Here is a 14,138-nt window from a genome sequence, read left to right on the forward strand (position 1 = left end):
CCTATTGGTCGTTGCGTAGACGACCAAAATCACACGGTTAAATAATAAAGGAATTTGAGGGGATTGCAATAGAAATGAAAAAGTTTCTGTAATGTATCGTTTTGTAATGAGAGCGACTTCTTACATGAGAGGCACTGCGTTGCTTATCAAAGAGAAGATGGTGAGAAAAGCAGGAGCACTTTTGTGCATTGATCTTGTTTGTCCAAGATTTTATTTCTGATCAGAGAGGAGCTGTAAAATGGCTTTCTGTTTTACAGAGTTCAGCACTCTAAAGCTTTTTAAAAGCAGATATTCCTCTTTGCTCGAGATGATCTCATCATGATGGTATGGCGGCTGTTTCTTCGTTAAGATCTCAGCATAAAAAAGGTAAGAGACACATCCAGTTTTTCAGCAATTTCCTTCAAACGCCCAGCGCTTACACGGTTGAGACCCGTTTCATATTTTTGAATTTGTTGCGCACTTAACCATAAGCGGTTTCCTCATTTTTCTGAGACATTTTCAACATTTTTCGCTTAAAACGAATTTTTTTGGCCGATAAATTTTTTGCCAATAAATTTGCCGATAAAAATGTCGTTGAGAAGGTTTTTGCCTTGCATTTCATTTTCCAAACCTAGTGCGAGCGCCCTCGCATTGGTATTCCGGGAGTAACAAGTACTGAACCCTAGTCAGCATTTTGCTTTTAGTGCTTGAAAGCACCTGGACAGAACAAAATCTCCCGGAATTTTGAGAGAGCTGCAAAGCGGGTTCATTTTTATCTATCGAGGCTTTAAGGGCTATATTAGTCGTTGTGTATTGAGATATTTTTAACATTTTTCTTCTGAAGCGAATTTTTTTGCCGATAGAAATGTCGCGAAAAAGGTCTTTGCCTTGTATTTCATTTTCCAAACCTAGTGCGAGCGCCCTCGCATTGGTATTCCGGGAGTCTAAAAACACTGACTCAAACCAGCCTTTTGCTTTTAGTGCTTGATAAGCACCTGGACAGAACAAAATCTCCCGGAATCCTAAGAGAACTGCAAAGCGGGGTAAGTTTATATATCGAGGCTTTGGGGCTTTACCATCCCTTGCGCAAAAAATTTCAACACATAAACTGCTCTTACGAACAAGCCAAGTAACATTGGCAGCAAGAAAATATCATAAATATTTCTTTTTCATAAACAGCAAGAGAACAACCTGCAAAAGATTTTTACCAATATATTTTTCACAAAACCATTCATGAACAAAACTGCTTTTATCATCAAGGTGGAAAAAAAATAAAAAAGACCGATTTTCAAATTAAAATGTGCACACGATTTATTTTAAGCACGACGCTTTTAAATGAAACAACCAATGGAACGAAAAAAATCGTTTGACGTTACAAAAGCAGTGAAAATTTTTACTCCAAAGCAAATGATCACTATGAACACACAAAGATGCGTCATGCTGAATCAACAGAAGAAAAGAACATCATGGCAAACACCAAAACAACAAAGGATCACAAAATGACAGCAGAAAAAGAACCACGGGGGCAATTTGAGAAGTTACGCAAGGATGTTTCAGATGTCACCGCATCATTGGCAGATGCTGGTGCAAACAAATTGAACGCAGCCAAAGACAAAGCCAAAGAACTGTATCATGCCGCGAAAGAAAGCAGTGAAGATATTCTCTCACAAGCAAAACAAAAAATTGATGACATAACAAAAGGAGATAACATGACAACGGGAAAAGAACCACGGGAACAATTTGAGAAGTTACGCAAAGATGTTTCAAATGTCACCTCATCATTAGCAGATGCTGGTGCAAACACATTGAATGCAGCCAAAGACAAAGCGGGAAAACTGTATCATGCCGCGAAAGAAAATGGTGAAGACATTCTCTCTCAAGCAAAAGAGAAAATCGGTGATTTTGAACAAAATATGCATCAATATGTTCGCAAAAATCCGAATAAAAGCATTCTGTTTGCAGCGGGGATTGGTTTTATTCTTTCTCAATTGTTGCGTCGTTGATCAATGCATAAGTTTATCGCTCCTCTTTTTAACCATCTTATCGGCGGAGGGCTTAAAAGTACCGTCAAGCAAGTGCGTCTTCAAGCAATCATCTGCGGAATTGTTGGCATTTCATTATTGATGTCACTGTTCTTTTTATGTCTTATCATTTTTCTTGCCTTATGTTGGGTTATGACGCCGCTTGCAGCAGCCAGTACACTGTTTTTCATTTGGCTTTTTCTTGCCGGTTTAGGTTTTTTCACGAGTCGCATTCTCAAAACCTATCAACGCTACGAACAACAAAAGAAATCGGAAGAACAACGCCATCAACTTATGGCAGATGCAACGCTTTCCAGTCTTGCACTTTTAAGCAAACATCTGCCTTTTGCCAAATTGAGCGTTCCGGTTCTTGGACTTGCAACTTATTTCCTGTGGAAAAAAGATAAAAAAAACCGCTTTTCAAAGTAAGATGTGCAATTGTGCACTTCTAACCCCCCCGGTGTTTTCTCTCTAAAATGAGAGAAAACACCTTTTTATTTTTCAAAGACCTTTTTTATGTCTCATTTTTCAACATTAGAGCAACATTCAACCTAAAGAATTCATTCTTTCCCCCTTATCGCCCCTCTTAATCATCCCTCGCCCCTTATTGCCTCTTATTGCCTCTTATCGGTTTCTTAATCACCATTGAACATCACCGGTCTTTCTTTTTATCAAGCGGGCATCACCATTGTACATCAGTGCCTCATGTTGCAACGGCTCTAACATTGAGAGAGATTTCTTTAATCCAAGCCCTTACATTGGCAACACAATAACATTCGGTGCTGCGTGAAAAGCATGACGAACAAAAACACGAAGCAATCTGTTATTTTCATTCTTTAAAAGACATGGCTGTGGATACTTAAGCCATAAAATTAAATGAAAAGGAGTTGGTAAAAGATGAAAACGGGTTTCTCCCCTAACAGCCTCATATTGTCCGCCAATGCGGCAGTCTCTCTGTTTCACAAATGACGCAAACAGATAGTGCAATACCCTTGCCTCATTTGGCACACACGATCTGGAACAATGCGTGCTGTCTTAAACCGTCTTAATCCATCTCTCAAGCATACCACTGGGCTAGATTTGCATGTTAATTCCCAGACAAGTGCAAAAATGAAAGCTCTCTTGTTTGTTTCAATCTAAAAGAGCTTCAAATAAAAAACACTTACGATCTTTTGATTCAAAGTGCCAAAAAATTATCATTACAAATCCATATATTGTCATAGAGCAACAAAAAAAACCACATCACGATACTCTAAACAGCAAAATATTTTGATCCCTCACCCTCATGATAAAATTGATTGAGCAATGCTTTAAAATGGCAAGGACAAATCTCAACCATCCTGTAAAATTCCATGATGATTCTCCAACGTGGGTTCCCCCTCAACCGTTAAATCCCCTTCAAGAGTAAAACGCCCCCTCAACAATTAAATCTTTTACACACCCCCATTTTCAAAAGCCTCTCATGCGGCATGAACCTCCACTTTTGCAAATGCATCATGGTCTATCATAACCTCCATCATCTCTGTAACAACAGCATTGATCATTTCTCGTTCATCGCCCTCAAACATCATACGAAAACCCTGCTGCAAAAACCTCTCTTCAAGCAACGCATTGGCAAAATCTCTCTTATCCCCCCCCCCAAGATATCCCACAAGACATCCCACAAGCGCCTTCTTGCAACCCCACTCTTCATCGCCCTTTTATTGATTGCCTTTCAATCTCGTGCCCATAACCCACGTATAGAGGAAAAATCACCAGAACTGTTTTTCCAGCATCATACAAGATATTAATTTATAACGATAATTAATCGTTTTACATATTGGTTTTGCATATTGAATGAGAGCCCCGAATATCCTAAGATTCTCTCATTTCGTATCAATTATAATCATTTATTTGCACGTCATAAGCGGGATTATCGTGTGAGTAAAAAATCGTTTAGAAAGGAGTAAAATACCTCTTATGAATCGCTAAATACCAAGAGCTGTCGCAACATTGAGGTCTGGCAAACAGTATGATAATACTAGCTTATACCTTCATAAGCGTAAAGATGGTGGTACTCAGTAGCTTTTACGCTATACTATTCACGGGCGCCGTCGTGAAATGGGTTGAGTGCTTTAAGAGCTGTTTCTTTAAAACAAGCACGTGAATTGGCAACCCAATAACGTTCTGTTTTGAATGAGGGTCGCGATTCCTTTAAAGAACGTGACAAACAAAAACGTGAGGCAATGCGTCATGACCTCGTATATGACATATCAAAAACACAAGCGGATTATACCACAAATTTTATAAAAGGATTCACGCTTTCTCGAGGGAAACATCCTCTTTCGCATGCGTATCATGATGTGCAATAACTTCCATCATCTCTGTAACAACAGCATTGATCATTTCTCGTTCATCACCTTCAGCCATAATGCGGATAACCGGTTCTGTTCCAGAAGCACGGATAACCAATCGCGCATCTTTCCCCAACCGTTGCGTTGCTTGATCTATTGCTTTTTTAACCGGATTCTTTTTCAACACATTTTTGTTTTTAATCGTTATATTTTTTAAAATTTGTGGCACAGGTTCAAACCGTTTACACAATTGGCTCATAGGCGTTTGGCTCTCTTGCATACATGCTAAAATTTGCAAAGCAGCGACCAGTCCATCACCGGTTGTACCAAAATCACTAAGCACGATATGCCCTGAAGCTTCACCACCAACATTATATCCCTTTTCGCGCATTGCTTCGACAACATAACGATCCCCAACATTGGTCCGAACAACATCTAAACATTTGCTGTTCAAGAAGCGCTCGAGTCCAAGATTTGACATAATCGTTGTGACAACACCGTTACACTGTAAACGCCCCATTTTATGCCAATGTTCAGCAATCACAGCAATCAACTGATCTCCATCAATGGTTTGTGCTTTTTCATCGACAAGCAAAACACGGTCACCATCACCATCAAGCGCAATCCCCACATCGGCACGCACTTCATGCACTTTCTTCTTTAAAGAAGTCAAATCGGTTGACCCACATTTTTGATTAATATTCATCCCATTTGGTGTATCATGAATAGCAAAAACCTCAGCCCCCAATTCCCATAACGCACGTGGAGCGGCTTTATAAGCAGCACCATTGGCACAATCGACGACGATACGCACCGCATCAAGACGCACATCACGGGGCAACGTTCGTTTTGCATATTCAATATAGCGATAAATATCGCCCTCAACCCGCTTTGCATAGCCAATTTCAGCACAATCTGCTAAGGATTTTGAAAGATCTGTATCAATCAATTGTTCAATTTTTGCTTCCATCTCATCGGAAAGCTTAAAACCATCGGGACCAAAAAGTTTAATGCCATTATCATAGAAAGGATTATGAGAAGCAGAAATCATCACACCAAGATCAGCGCGCAGGGAACGACAAAGCATAGCAACAGCAGGTGTTGGTACAGGTCCAAGCAAGAAAGCCTCCATTCCCGCAGCGGTAAATCCTGAAACCAAAGCATTTTCCAACATATAACCAGATAATCGTGTATCCTTACCAATCACCACACGACGCGACTGATGTTGTGAACGAAACAACACCCCCACAGCCATTCCCACTTTCATGGCAAAATCTGCTGTCATAGGGAAAGAATTAGCCTTTCCCCGAATTCCATCAGTACCAAAATATTTTTGCGCCATCCCTCTTTCCTTTACACACAGTTCTCTTCCTTCGTCGCTAACAGGCAAAATCCCTGATACAATACTGCTTATGTGATGCAATCATTGCCATCTCTTGATTTCCAAACTTTCAGAAAATCACACCACACACCAGCCCCACTGCCAAGCAACAACGCTCTCATTTCAGCAACCACCACATACACTCCGCCAATGAGGCTTTGAGATCTCCACCAAGCAATATTATGCTCTCTCATAAGCAAACGCTCCCCTTTTAAACAAAAGCAAAAGGATCTCCATCAAAAAAGCAAACACCCTAGCGACCAACTCTCCACACACACCATCAAGACACAAAACCAAAGGTCTCAAAACACCTCTCACCACGCATAGAATACAAACAACGCCAAACAACGCAACGCGCATACCAAACCCACCACCAAGCAACAACGCTCTGCTTTCAGCAACCACCACACGCACTCTGCCAATGAGGCTTTGAGGTTTCCACCAAGCAATATTATGCCCTCTCATAAGCAAACGCTCCCCTTTTAAACAAAACCAAAGGTCTCAAACATTTCTCACCACACATAGACCACAAAAAACGCCAAAAACACCGCACCAGACACCAACCCCATCGCCTAAAACAACGCTCTGCTTTCAGCAACCACCACACGTACTCCGCCAATGATGCTTTGAGATCTCCACCAAGCAATATTATGCTCTCTCATGAGCAAACGCTCCCCTTTTAAACAAAAGCAAAAGGATCTCCATCAAAAAAGCAAACACCCTAACGACCAGCTCTCCACACACACACCATCAAGACACAAAACCAAAGGTCTCAAACATTTCTCATCACGCAGACACCAAGCCCACCGCCAAACACCGCAACGCGCACCAAGCCCACTGCCAAGCAGCAACTCTCTCATTTCAGCAACCCACACGCACGCTACCAATGATGCTTTGAGGTCTCCACCAAGCAATATTATACTCTCTCATGAGCAAACGCTCCTCTTTTAAACAAAAGCAAAAGGATCTCCATCAAAAAAGCAAACACCCTAGCGACCAACTCACCACACATACCATCAAGACACAAAACCAAACGCCTCAAACATTTCTCACCACGCATAGACCACAAACACCGCCAAACACACCGCACCAGACACCAAGCCCACCGCCAAACACCGCGACAAAGATCACAAACCAACAGCCCTATAACACCTTAATTGCAGAATTTTCTAAATATACTTTTAAGGCGCAAGTCTTCCTTGCGCCTTTTTCAAACAATTTTACTTAGAATTTCTTTCCCAATACCGTCATTTAAGCGTCGTTAGAAGGCTTTCCTTTATCAGTTTCTGTAGCATTTGGCTTTTTACCAGCGTTTACTTTGCTTTTAGGGCGACTTGCTGTTTTGGTGGAGCTTTTCGCGTTTTGTGCTTTTTTCTCAGCCCCATGGGATTGCGGTTCTTTCCTCTCAGAACCATTGGCTTGAACATCAGAAGACTTTGCTGTTTGCATTCCAGCTTCTGCCCCTGCTTTTCTGCCCTTTTCTTGATCAATATCTGTCTCATCAGCATCTGTTTGATCTGCTGTTGTCACAGTTTCGCTTTGCGACTCTGCTTTAACCGTTCCCGTTTTTGGAACAGAGGAAATGCGCGGCGTGTTTCCTTCATCTTTTTGTGTTCGTGAAGGAGGCTTTCCGGCAATAACTTCTTTAATTTCAGCGCCGGTTAAAGTTTCATACTCTAACAAGCCTTGTGCCAAAGCAAACCATTCTTTCTTTTTTTCTTTCAGAATTTTTGTCGCACTTTTATAAGCATCATCAATAAGCTTACGCACTTCAGCATCAATCATACGCGCTGTTTCTTCAGAGACATTTTGTGTTCGAGCCACAGAGTGCCCTAAAAAGACTTCATCCTGATTATCACCATAAGCAACATTACCAAGCAGATCAGAAAATCCCCACCGTGTAATCATCGCCCGTGCTAATTTTGTTGCTTGTTCAATATCAGAAGAAGCCCCTGAAGTGATATTTTCTTTTCCAAATTTCAATTCCTCAGCGACGCGTCCACCCATCATGATAGCCAACCGCGAAATCATCCATCGATAACTCATAGAATAGCGATCCCCTTCGGGCAATTGCATCACCATTCCTAAAGCTCTTCCCCTTGGTACAATTGTTGCTTTATGCACAGGGTCAGCAACAGGAACAGAAAGGGCTACGATAGCATGTCCTGCTTCGTGATAAGCGGTGAGTTCTTTTTCTTCTTGTGTCATAGCGGACGAACGCCGTTCAGCCCCCATCATCACCTTATCTTTTGCATCTTCGAACTCTTGCATAGTGACGACTCTTTTATTGCGGCTAGCCGCCATAAGAGCAGCCTCATTGACAAGGTTCATCAAATCAGCTCCAGAAAATCCTGGTGTTCCCCGCGCCAAAACTTTGAGATCAACATTAGGCGCTAAAGGAACATTACGCACATGCACTTTTAAGATTTGCTCACGTCCAGAAATATCAGGATTTGGCACAACGACTTGTCGATCAAAACGCCCTGGTCTTAACAAAGCTGGGTCGAGCACATCAGGTCTGTTTGTTGCAGCAATAAGAATGATACTTTCATTGGGTTCAAAACCATCCATTTCGACAAGCAACTGATTTAAAGTCTGCTCGCGCTCGTCATTTCCGCCTCCCAGTCCAGCACCACGATGGCGCCCAACCGCGTCGATTTCATCAATAAAGATAATACAGGGGGCATTTTTTTCGCCTGTTCGAACATATCGCGCACCCGACTTGCACCAACACCAACAAACATTTCGACAAAATCAGACCCTGAAATGGTAAAGAAGGGCACATTTGCTTCTCCTGCCACAGAGCGGGCAAGCAAAGTTTTACCGGTTCCTGGAGGACCAACCAGCAAGACACCCCGTGGAATACGTCCTCCCAAACGTTGGAATTTTTGTGGTTCGCGTAAAAATTCGACAATTTCCTGAAGATCCTGCTTTGCTTCTTCCACACCAGCAACATCTTGAAAGGTGACACGCCCCTGCGCTTCATTGAGCAATTTTGCTTTTGATTTGCCAAATCCCATAGCCCCGCGTGAGCCATTTTGCATTTGCCGCATAAAGAAGACCCAAGCCCCCACGATAATAATCACAGGCAATAAGGAAAAGAGCAGATTAAGGAAAATACTATTACCAGAACTCTCAGGAATAGCTTTAACATTAACATTTTTGCTTTCCAATTTTTGGATCAAACCCGGATCGCGAGGCGCGTAAGTTGAAACAGTTCTGTGCTCGACAGTTTGTCCTGTTAACTTTTGCCCCTGAATGGTTACAGATGTCAGCTCATTATTTTCAACCTTTTGCAAAAATTCGGAATAAGAGAGTTCTCCTCCTCCAGAACGTTGGCTATCTCCATTAAAGAGAGAAAACGACACAATCAAAATTAAGGCGATAACTCCCCAAATGAGGAGAGAGCGGTAATTGGAATTCATATTCGGCCCACACTTAATTAAATCTAGATTTTAAATTATTCTTCCCCTTAACATATAACCTTGTAAGTCCCTTGCCAAGGGATGAGGAGATGTTTATTGTCTTTTAGCGTGATTTTTCTTTATCTTTCCACCTCGATATTAAAAAAAGGCTCCACAACATGTACCAGAGCGGCATCTTCACGCGATAAAAGCCAATCGAAGGGTGCCATAATCCGCTTGATATGAACATTTGGAAAAGAAAGATTTTGAGAAATCAACTCTGGAATAGCATAGCCTTTGTCATTTGACAGCATCAACAATGATTGTAACGAGGGAAAATGGGGATTTTCAAGATCAAGAGCGCTTTTTTGCAAGAGCGCTTTCAGTTGCGTCAAACCTGCGGCACCAACCTTGATGGGCTCTCCTCCATGATTGGTAATCTGATAGCGCCCATCCCATAGAGACGTTTTTCCAGACTCAACAATCTCCTCTTTCATATTGCGAGATTCGCGCCAAAGGGCAATTCCGCTCCTGTTTGATTCAATGACCGCTCCAGCGAGAGTAAAGCGCTGCTTTTCTGATGCGTGGAGACAGAGCTTTTGGGCAAGAACCTTCAATTTTTGCGCAGGAAGTAAATATGATCCCCCGCCCATCAATACAGCAAACAGCCCAACGACAAAGGGAAAACTTGGATGCTGTTGTAAGAAGGACGCCGGTTTTGCAATAACACAACGCCCATAGGCAACAGCAATATCCAGAGCCAAAATGAGATCGGCAACAATTTTGACCTGTTGACGACGTTTTAATGCGGCTTCATGGACTCTTTGTCCAATCTCGACAAATTTTTTTTGCTGGAGGGATTGTTTTTTTTGCTGGAGGGATTGGCGCACGCGCACGCGTTCAAAATTGCGATCTTCATTGGTTGGATCATCAATCCACCTTTTGCCCTTTAGGTGCAAATAAGTACGCAATGTTTGTCGTTTAACACCAAGGAGCGGACGAATCAAGCGTATTTCTCGACAAAGCAATGACTCACGTGGAATACAAGATAACCCCCGCGCATACATCAACCCATCATCTTTTTCAGCCATAAGACACATTTTTTGCGCACTCTGTTCTTCACCCTCTCTAGAAGAGGTTCGACCACGCATGCCTTCAAAGACTTCAGCGGATAAAACATCGGCAGATGCTCTCGCATAACCGCCACCCAGCCTATCGGCAACAGCCGGTTGCCACCTCTCCTCTGTATCCTTCTGAAGGCGTTGGTAACGCATTTGATAGGTTTCAACCTGATCATTGAGGGTATGCCCTGTCATGATAAGGGTCGCACTCTGTTCTTCACCCTCTCTAGAAGAGGTTCGACCACGCATGCCTTCAAAGACTTCAGCGGATAAAACACCGGCAGATGCTCTCGCATAATTGCCACCCAGCCTATCGGCAACAGCGGGTTGCCGCCTCTCCTCTATATCCTTCTGAAGGCGTTGGTAACGCATTTGATAGGTTTCAACCTGATCATTGAGGGTATGCCCTGTCATGATAAGAGTCGCACCCTGTTTTTGCGCTTCTTCAAACAGCAGGTTATAACGCGCCATACGCGCACTTGAAGCGATATGGGTTTTTGGTTTTTCTCCCTCCCACCGCACAATACTATGTTTAATGCGATGGGCATGACAAATCTCCGCAACGGTTAAAGCTTCACGGGCTGATTCTCTGCGTAATTGATGATCAACGGTAACAGCAATAATTTCCGGAGCAGCAGAGAGTGTTTTAAAATGGTCTTTGACCAAAAATAGCAAAGCCAGAGAATCACTCCCTCCTGAGACAGCAAGGATCACCTTTTGACACTGGATAAAATCCGATGTTTTAAAGAGATCTCCTGCAAGTCTAATGCACACCGTGACGGACCTCATTCCTTTTTACAGGTTTACAAAAGACAGACTCCAACGTTTTAGGATGCTTTGTTTTTTTCACCGCAACGGGACAAGCCTCTTTATTTTTCTCAAGAGTCACCATACTCAGTGCTAATTTCAACAAGATTTCAGAACTATAGAGCTGCTTTTTATCTGTATACCAAGCGGTGAGATACACTTGTGCCGCTTCATGATAGCGTTTTTGTCCCAACAAAGCTTCTGCTAACCAGAACAAAGCATCATCACTCAAAGGATCTTTTTTGTATTGCTGTTGAAAAGCACAAAAGGCTTTTTCAGCTTCAACATAGTTGGCCGAACGAAGAGCATCATAGCCTTTTTTATACAACGCTTTAGAAGAGGAAAGAGAGGAATTCTTATCCTGTTGCGATTCGATAGCCTTTTTTTCTTGATGATTGTTTTCTAAAGGGTTTTTCTGCGAACGGTTCTCTGTTTGCTTTGCATCTTGATGCGTTTCCTTCAAAGAGTCACCCGTTTTTTCCCCATGACCATAGATTTCCTGTAAATGGCTTTCATGATCATGGTTTTCCACATCGACAACACTCTTCTGGACCTCTTTTGCACTCCGTTCCTGAACCTCGCCTTCTTTTACAGCCGGCAAATTTTCATCCACAAGAGCGCTCTCAACAGCACAAGAATAAACAGCAGCGTCTTTTTCATCAAAAAGCTTATGGAATTGCTTTTGCACATTTTTCAAACTGTTATGCTCAAGCACCGTCCGTATATTCTGCAACAGCTTATCCAAATCATAATCTTTAAACAGAGCCTTTTGATTTTCTAAAATAAACTCTCGACTTTGGATCATTCCCTGAAAAGCAGGAACAGCTGTAGCCTTTTCCACCACTCCCGCAGCTTTATCGGCAACAGAAGAACCAGCTTCCTTCACCGCATCCGCGGCTTTATCGGCAACAGCAGAACCAGCCTTCTTTACCGCATCCACAGCTTCATTGACAGCAGGCGCAGCCTTTTCCACCGCACCCGCAGCTTTATCGGCAGCAGAAGAACCAGCCTTCTTCACCGCATCACCAGCTTCATTGACAACAGGCGTAGCCTTTTCCACAGCATCCGCAGCCTTATCGGCAACAGCAGAACCAGCTTCCTTCACCGCATCCACTGCTTCATTGACAACAGGCGCAGCCTTTTCCGCTACACCCGCAGCCTTATCGGCAGCAGCAGAACCAGCTTTCTTCACCGCATCCACAGCTTCATTGACAACAGGCGTAGCCTTTTCCGCCACTCCCGCGGCTTTATCAGCAACATCAGAACCAGCTTCCTTTACCGCATCACCAGCTTCATTGACAACAGGCGCAGCCTTTTCCACAGCACCCGCAGCTTTATCGGCAGCAGCAGAACCAGCTTCCTTCACCGCATCCACAGCTTCATTGACAACAGGCGCAGCCTTTTCCGCCACACCAGCAGCTTTATCGGCAGCAGCAGCACCAGCCTTCTTCACCGCATCCACTGCTTCATTGACAACAGGCGCAGCCTTTTCCGCTACACCCGCAGCTTTATCGGCAGCAGCAGCACCAGCCTTCTTCACCGCATCCACTGCTTCATTGACAACAGGCGCAGCCTTTTCCACCGCACCCGCAGCTTTATCGGCAGCAGCAGAACCAGCTTCCTTCACCGCATCCACAGCTTCATTGACAACAGGCGTAGCCTTTTCCGCTACACCCGCAGCCTTATCGGCAGCAGCAGAACCAGCTTTCTTCACCGCATCCACAGCTTCATTGACAACAGGCGCAGCCTTTTCCGCCACTCCCGCGGCTTTATCGGCAGCAGCAGAACCAGCTTCCTTTACCGCATCACCAGCTTCATTGACAACAGGCGCAGCCTTTTCCACCGCACCCGCAGCTTTATCGGCAGCAGCAGAACCAGCTTCCTTTACCGCATCACCAGCTTCATTGACAACAGGCGTAGCCTTTTCCGCCACTCCCGCGGCTTTATCGGCAGCAGCAGAACCAGCTTCCTTCACCGCATCCACAGCTTCATTGACAACAGGCGTAGCCTTTTCCGCAGCATCCGCGGCTTTATCCGCAGCAGCAGAACCAGCCTTCTTCACCGCATCCACAGCTTCATTGACAACAGGCGCAGCCTTTTCCGCCACTCCCGCGGCTTTATCGGCAGCAGCAGAACCAGCTTCCTTTACCGCATCACCAGCTTCATTAACAACAGGCGCAGCCTTTTCCGCTACACCCGCAGCCTTATCGGCAGCAGCAGAACCAGCCTTCTTTACCGCATCCACAGCTTCATTCGCAACAGGCGTAGCCTTTTCCGCCACTCCCGCGGCTTTATCGGCAACAGCAGAACCAGCTTCCTTCACCGCATCAGCAGCTTCATTTACAGCAGGCGTAGTCTTTTCTGCAGAAGGCACAGCTTTATCGGTAGTATCAGCCTTACCCTCAGCAGCAGAATCTGAGTTTTCTTTAGAGTATTGCGAAACCCATCGTGCCGCACTTTGCACAGACGAAGCAAAACAAGTGACGAAAACAGCCATACATAAGGCATTTTTCCAGTTTTTTTTACGCCATATCGACATCATTTTCTCCCCTTAAGAATTATTTTAATGATCATTCCTCTCATTTAAGCGTTGTAACAGCGCGACGATTTTGGTTCCAACAGGAAATATCATCACACACTGCGACAGGCCTTTCTTTTCCGTAAGAAATCGTTTGAATACGTTGCGCAGATACACCAAGAGAAATTAAATAATTACGCACAGCGACAGCACGACGTTGTCCTAGTGCCAAATTATATTCACGCGTACCCCGTTCATCAGCATGACCTTCAATCATAATAGAATGGTAAGGATAACGCAGTAACCATTCTGCTTGGCGCATTAAAATACGTTCAGCATCAGGTTCAATTGAAGAAGAATCGAGACTAAAGAAAACGCGATCTCCCACGTTGACAGTAAACTCTTGTCCTGAACCCGCGGGGGCTTCATTAAAGCCAGCACCATTTAAATAAGCATTATTCATACCGTTAGGGTCGCCGACATGCCTCTTTCCACAACCAACCAATGACAAAGACATAAAAAAGAGGATGGCTAAGAGATAAAAGCCAATATTTTTGGTAGAGCGCATACGCTA

General features: G+C 43.8%; 11 protein-coding genes and 1 pseudogene. 2 read left to right on the forward strand and 10 right to left on the reverse strand.

Annotation, left to right across the window (positions count from 1 at the left end):
- Positions 1-210 precede the first annotated feature (210 nt).
- Positions 211-631: pseudogene (locus tag LNM86_RS10475) on the reverse strand (helix-turn-helix domain-containing protein).
- Between the two features lie 1,057 nt (positions 632-1,688).
- Here LNM86_RS10475 and LNM86_RS10480 point away from each other — a divergent pair.
- Both LNM86_RS10480 and LNM86_RS10485 read left to right on the forward strand, forming a co-directional pair.
- Positions 1,689-1,982 carry an ElaB/YgaM/YqjD family protein gene (locus tag LNM86_RS10480; protein ID WP_241438996.1) on the forward strand — a complete coding sequence of 98 codons (294 nt, stop codon included), beginning with the start codon at positions 1,689-1,691 and terminating at the stop codon, positions 1,980-1,982.
- Between the two features lie 3 nt (positions 1,983-1,985).
- Positions 1,986-2,429, forward strand: a complete 444-nt coding sequence (locus tag LNM86_RS10485) for a phage holin family protein (protein WP_241437627.1) — start codon at positions 1,986-1,988, stop codon at positions 2,427-2,429.
- Positions 2,430-3,460: 1,031 nt separating this feature from the next.
- On the opposite strand, the gene LNM86_RS10490 is transcribed toward LNM86_RS10485, so the two are convergent.
- The 9 genes from LNM86_RS10490 to pal all read right to left on the reverse strand — a co-directional run bounded on the left by LNM86_RS10490 (position 3,461) and on the right by pal (position 14,132).
- Positions 3,461-3,664, reverse strand: a complete 204-nt coding sequence (locus LNM86_RS10490) for a hypothetical protein (protein ID WP_241437628.1) — start codon at positions 3,662-3,664, stop codon at positions 3,461-3,463.
- A gap of 631 nt (positions 3,665-4,295) precedes the next feature.
- Positions 4,296-5,675, reverse strand: coding sequence for a phosphoglucosamine mutase (gene glmM / locus LNM86_RS10495; protein WP_241437629.1), 1,380 nt, complete (start codon positions 5,673-5,675; stop codon positions 4,296-4,298).
- A gap of 68 nt (positions 5,676-5,743) precedes the next feature.
- Complete coding sequence (locus tag LNM86_RS10500; RefSeq protein WP_241437630.1) at positions 5,744-5,908, reverse strand: hypothetical protein; 165 nt, start codon at positions 5,906-5,908, stop codon at positions 5,744-5,746.
- Positions 5,895-6,179, reverse strand: coding sequence for a hypothetical protein (locus LNM86_RS10505; protein WP_241437631.1), 285 nt, complete (start codon positions 6,177-6,179; stop codon positions 5,895-5,897). The genes LNM86_RS10500 and LNM86_RS10505 overlap by 14 nt, the downstream gene beginning before the upstream one ends.
- 786 nt (positions 6,180-6,965) lie before the next feature.
- Entirely contained in the window at positions 6,966-8,390 is a 1,425-nt protein-coding gene (locus tag LNM86_RS10510) for an ATP-dependent metallopeptidase FtsH/Yme1/Tma family protein (protein WP_308219240.1), read from the reverse strand.
- Complete coding sequence (locus LNM86_RS10515; RefSeq protein WP_241437632.1) at positions 8,303-9,139, reverse strand: ATP-dependent metallopeptidase FtsH/Yme1/Tma family protein; 837 nt, start codon at positions 9,137-9,139, stop codon at positions 8,303-8,305. Before LNM86_RS10515 ends, LNM86_RS10510 begins: the two co-directional genes overlap by 88 nt.
- A gap of 119 nt (positions 9,140-9,258) precedes the next feature.
- On the reverse strand, positions 9,259-11,013 hold the full coding sequence (tilS, locus tag LNM86_RS10520; RefSeq protein ID WP_241437633.1) for a tRNA lysidine(34) synthetase TilS: 1,755 nt from the start codon (positions 11,011-11,013) through the stop codon (positions 9,259-9,261).
- The gene (locus LNM86_RS10525) at positions 11,003-13,588 is read right to left on the reverse strand and encodes a tol-pal system YbgF family protein (RefSeq protein ID WP_241437634.1); all 2,586 of its coding nucleotides are present in this window, start codon (positions 13,586-13,588) and stop codon (positions 11,003-11,005) included. The genes tilS and LNM86_RS10525 overlap by 11 nt, the downstream gene beginning before the upstream one ends.
- A 37-nt stretch (positions 13,589-13,625) precedes the next feature.
- Positions 13,626-14,132 carry a peptidoglycan-associated lipoprotein Pal gene (pal, locus tag LNM86_RS10530; RefSeq protein ID WP_241437635.1) on the reverse strand — a complete coding sequence of 169 codons (507 nt, stop codon included), beginning with the start codon at positions 14,130-14,132 and terminating at the stop codon, positions 13,626-13,628.
- Positions 14,133-14,138 lie beyond the last annotated feature (6 nt).

Origin of the sequence: Bartonella machadoae (genome assembly GCF_022559585.1) — a bacterium.
Taxonomy (GTDB): domain Bacteria; phylum Pseudomonadota; class Alphaproteobacteria; order Rhizobiales; family Rhizobiaceae; genus Bartonella; species Bartonella machadoae.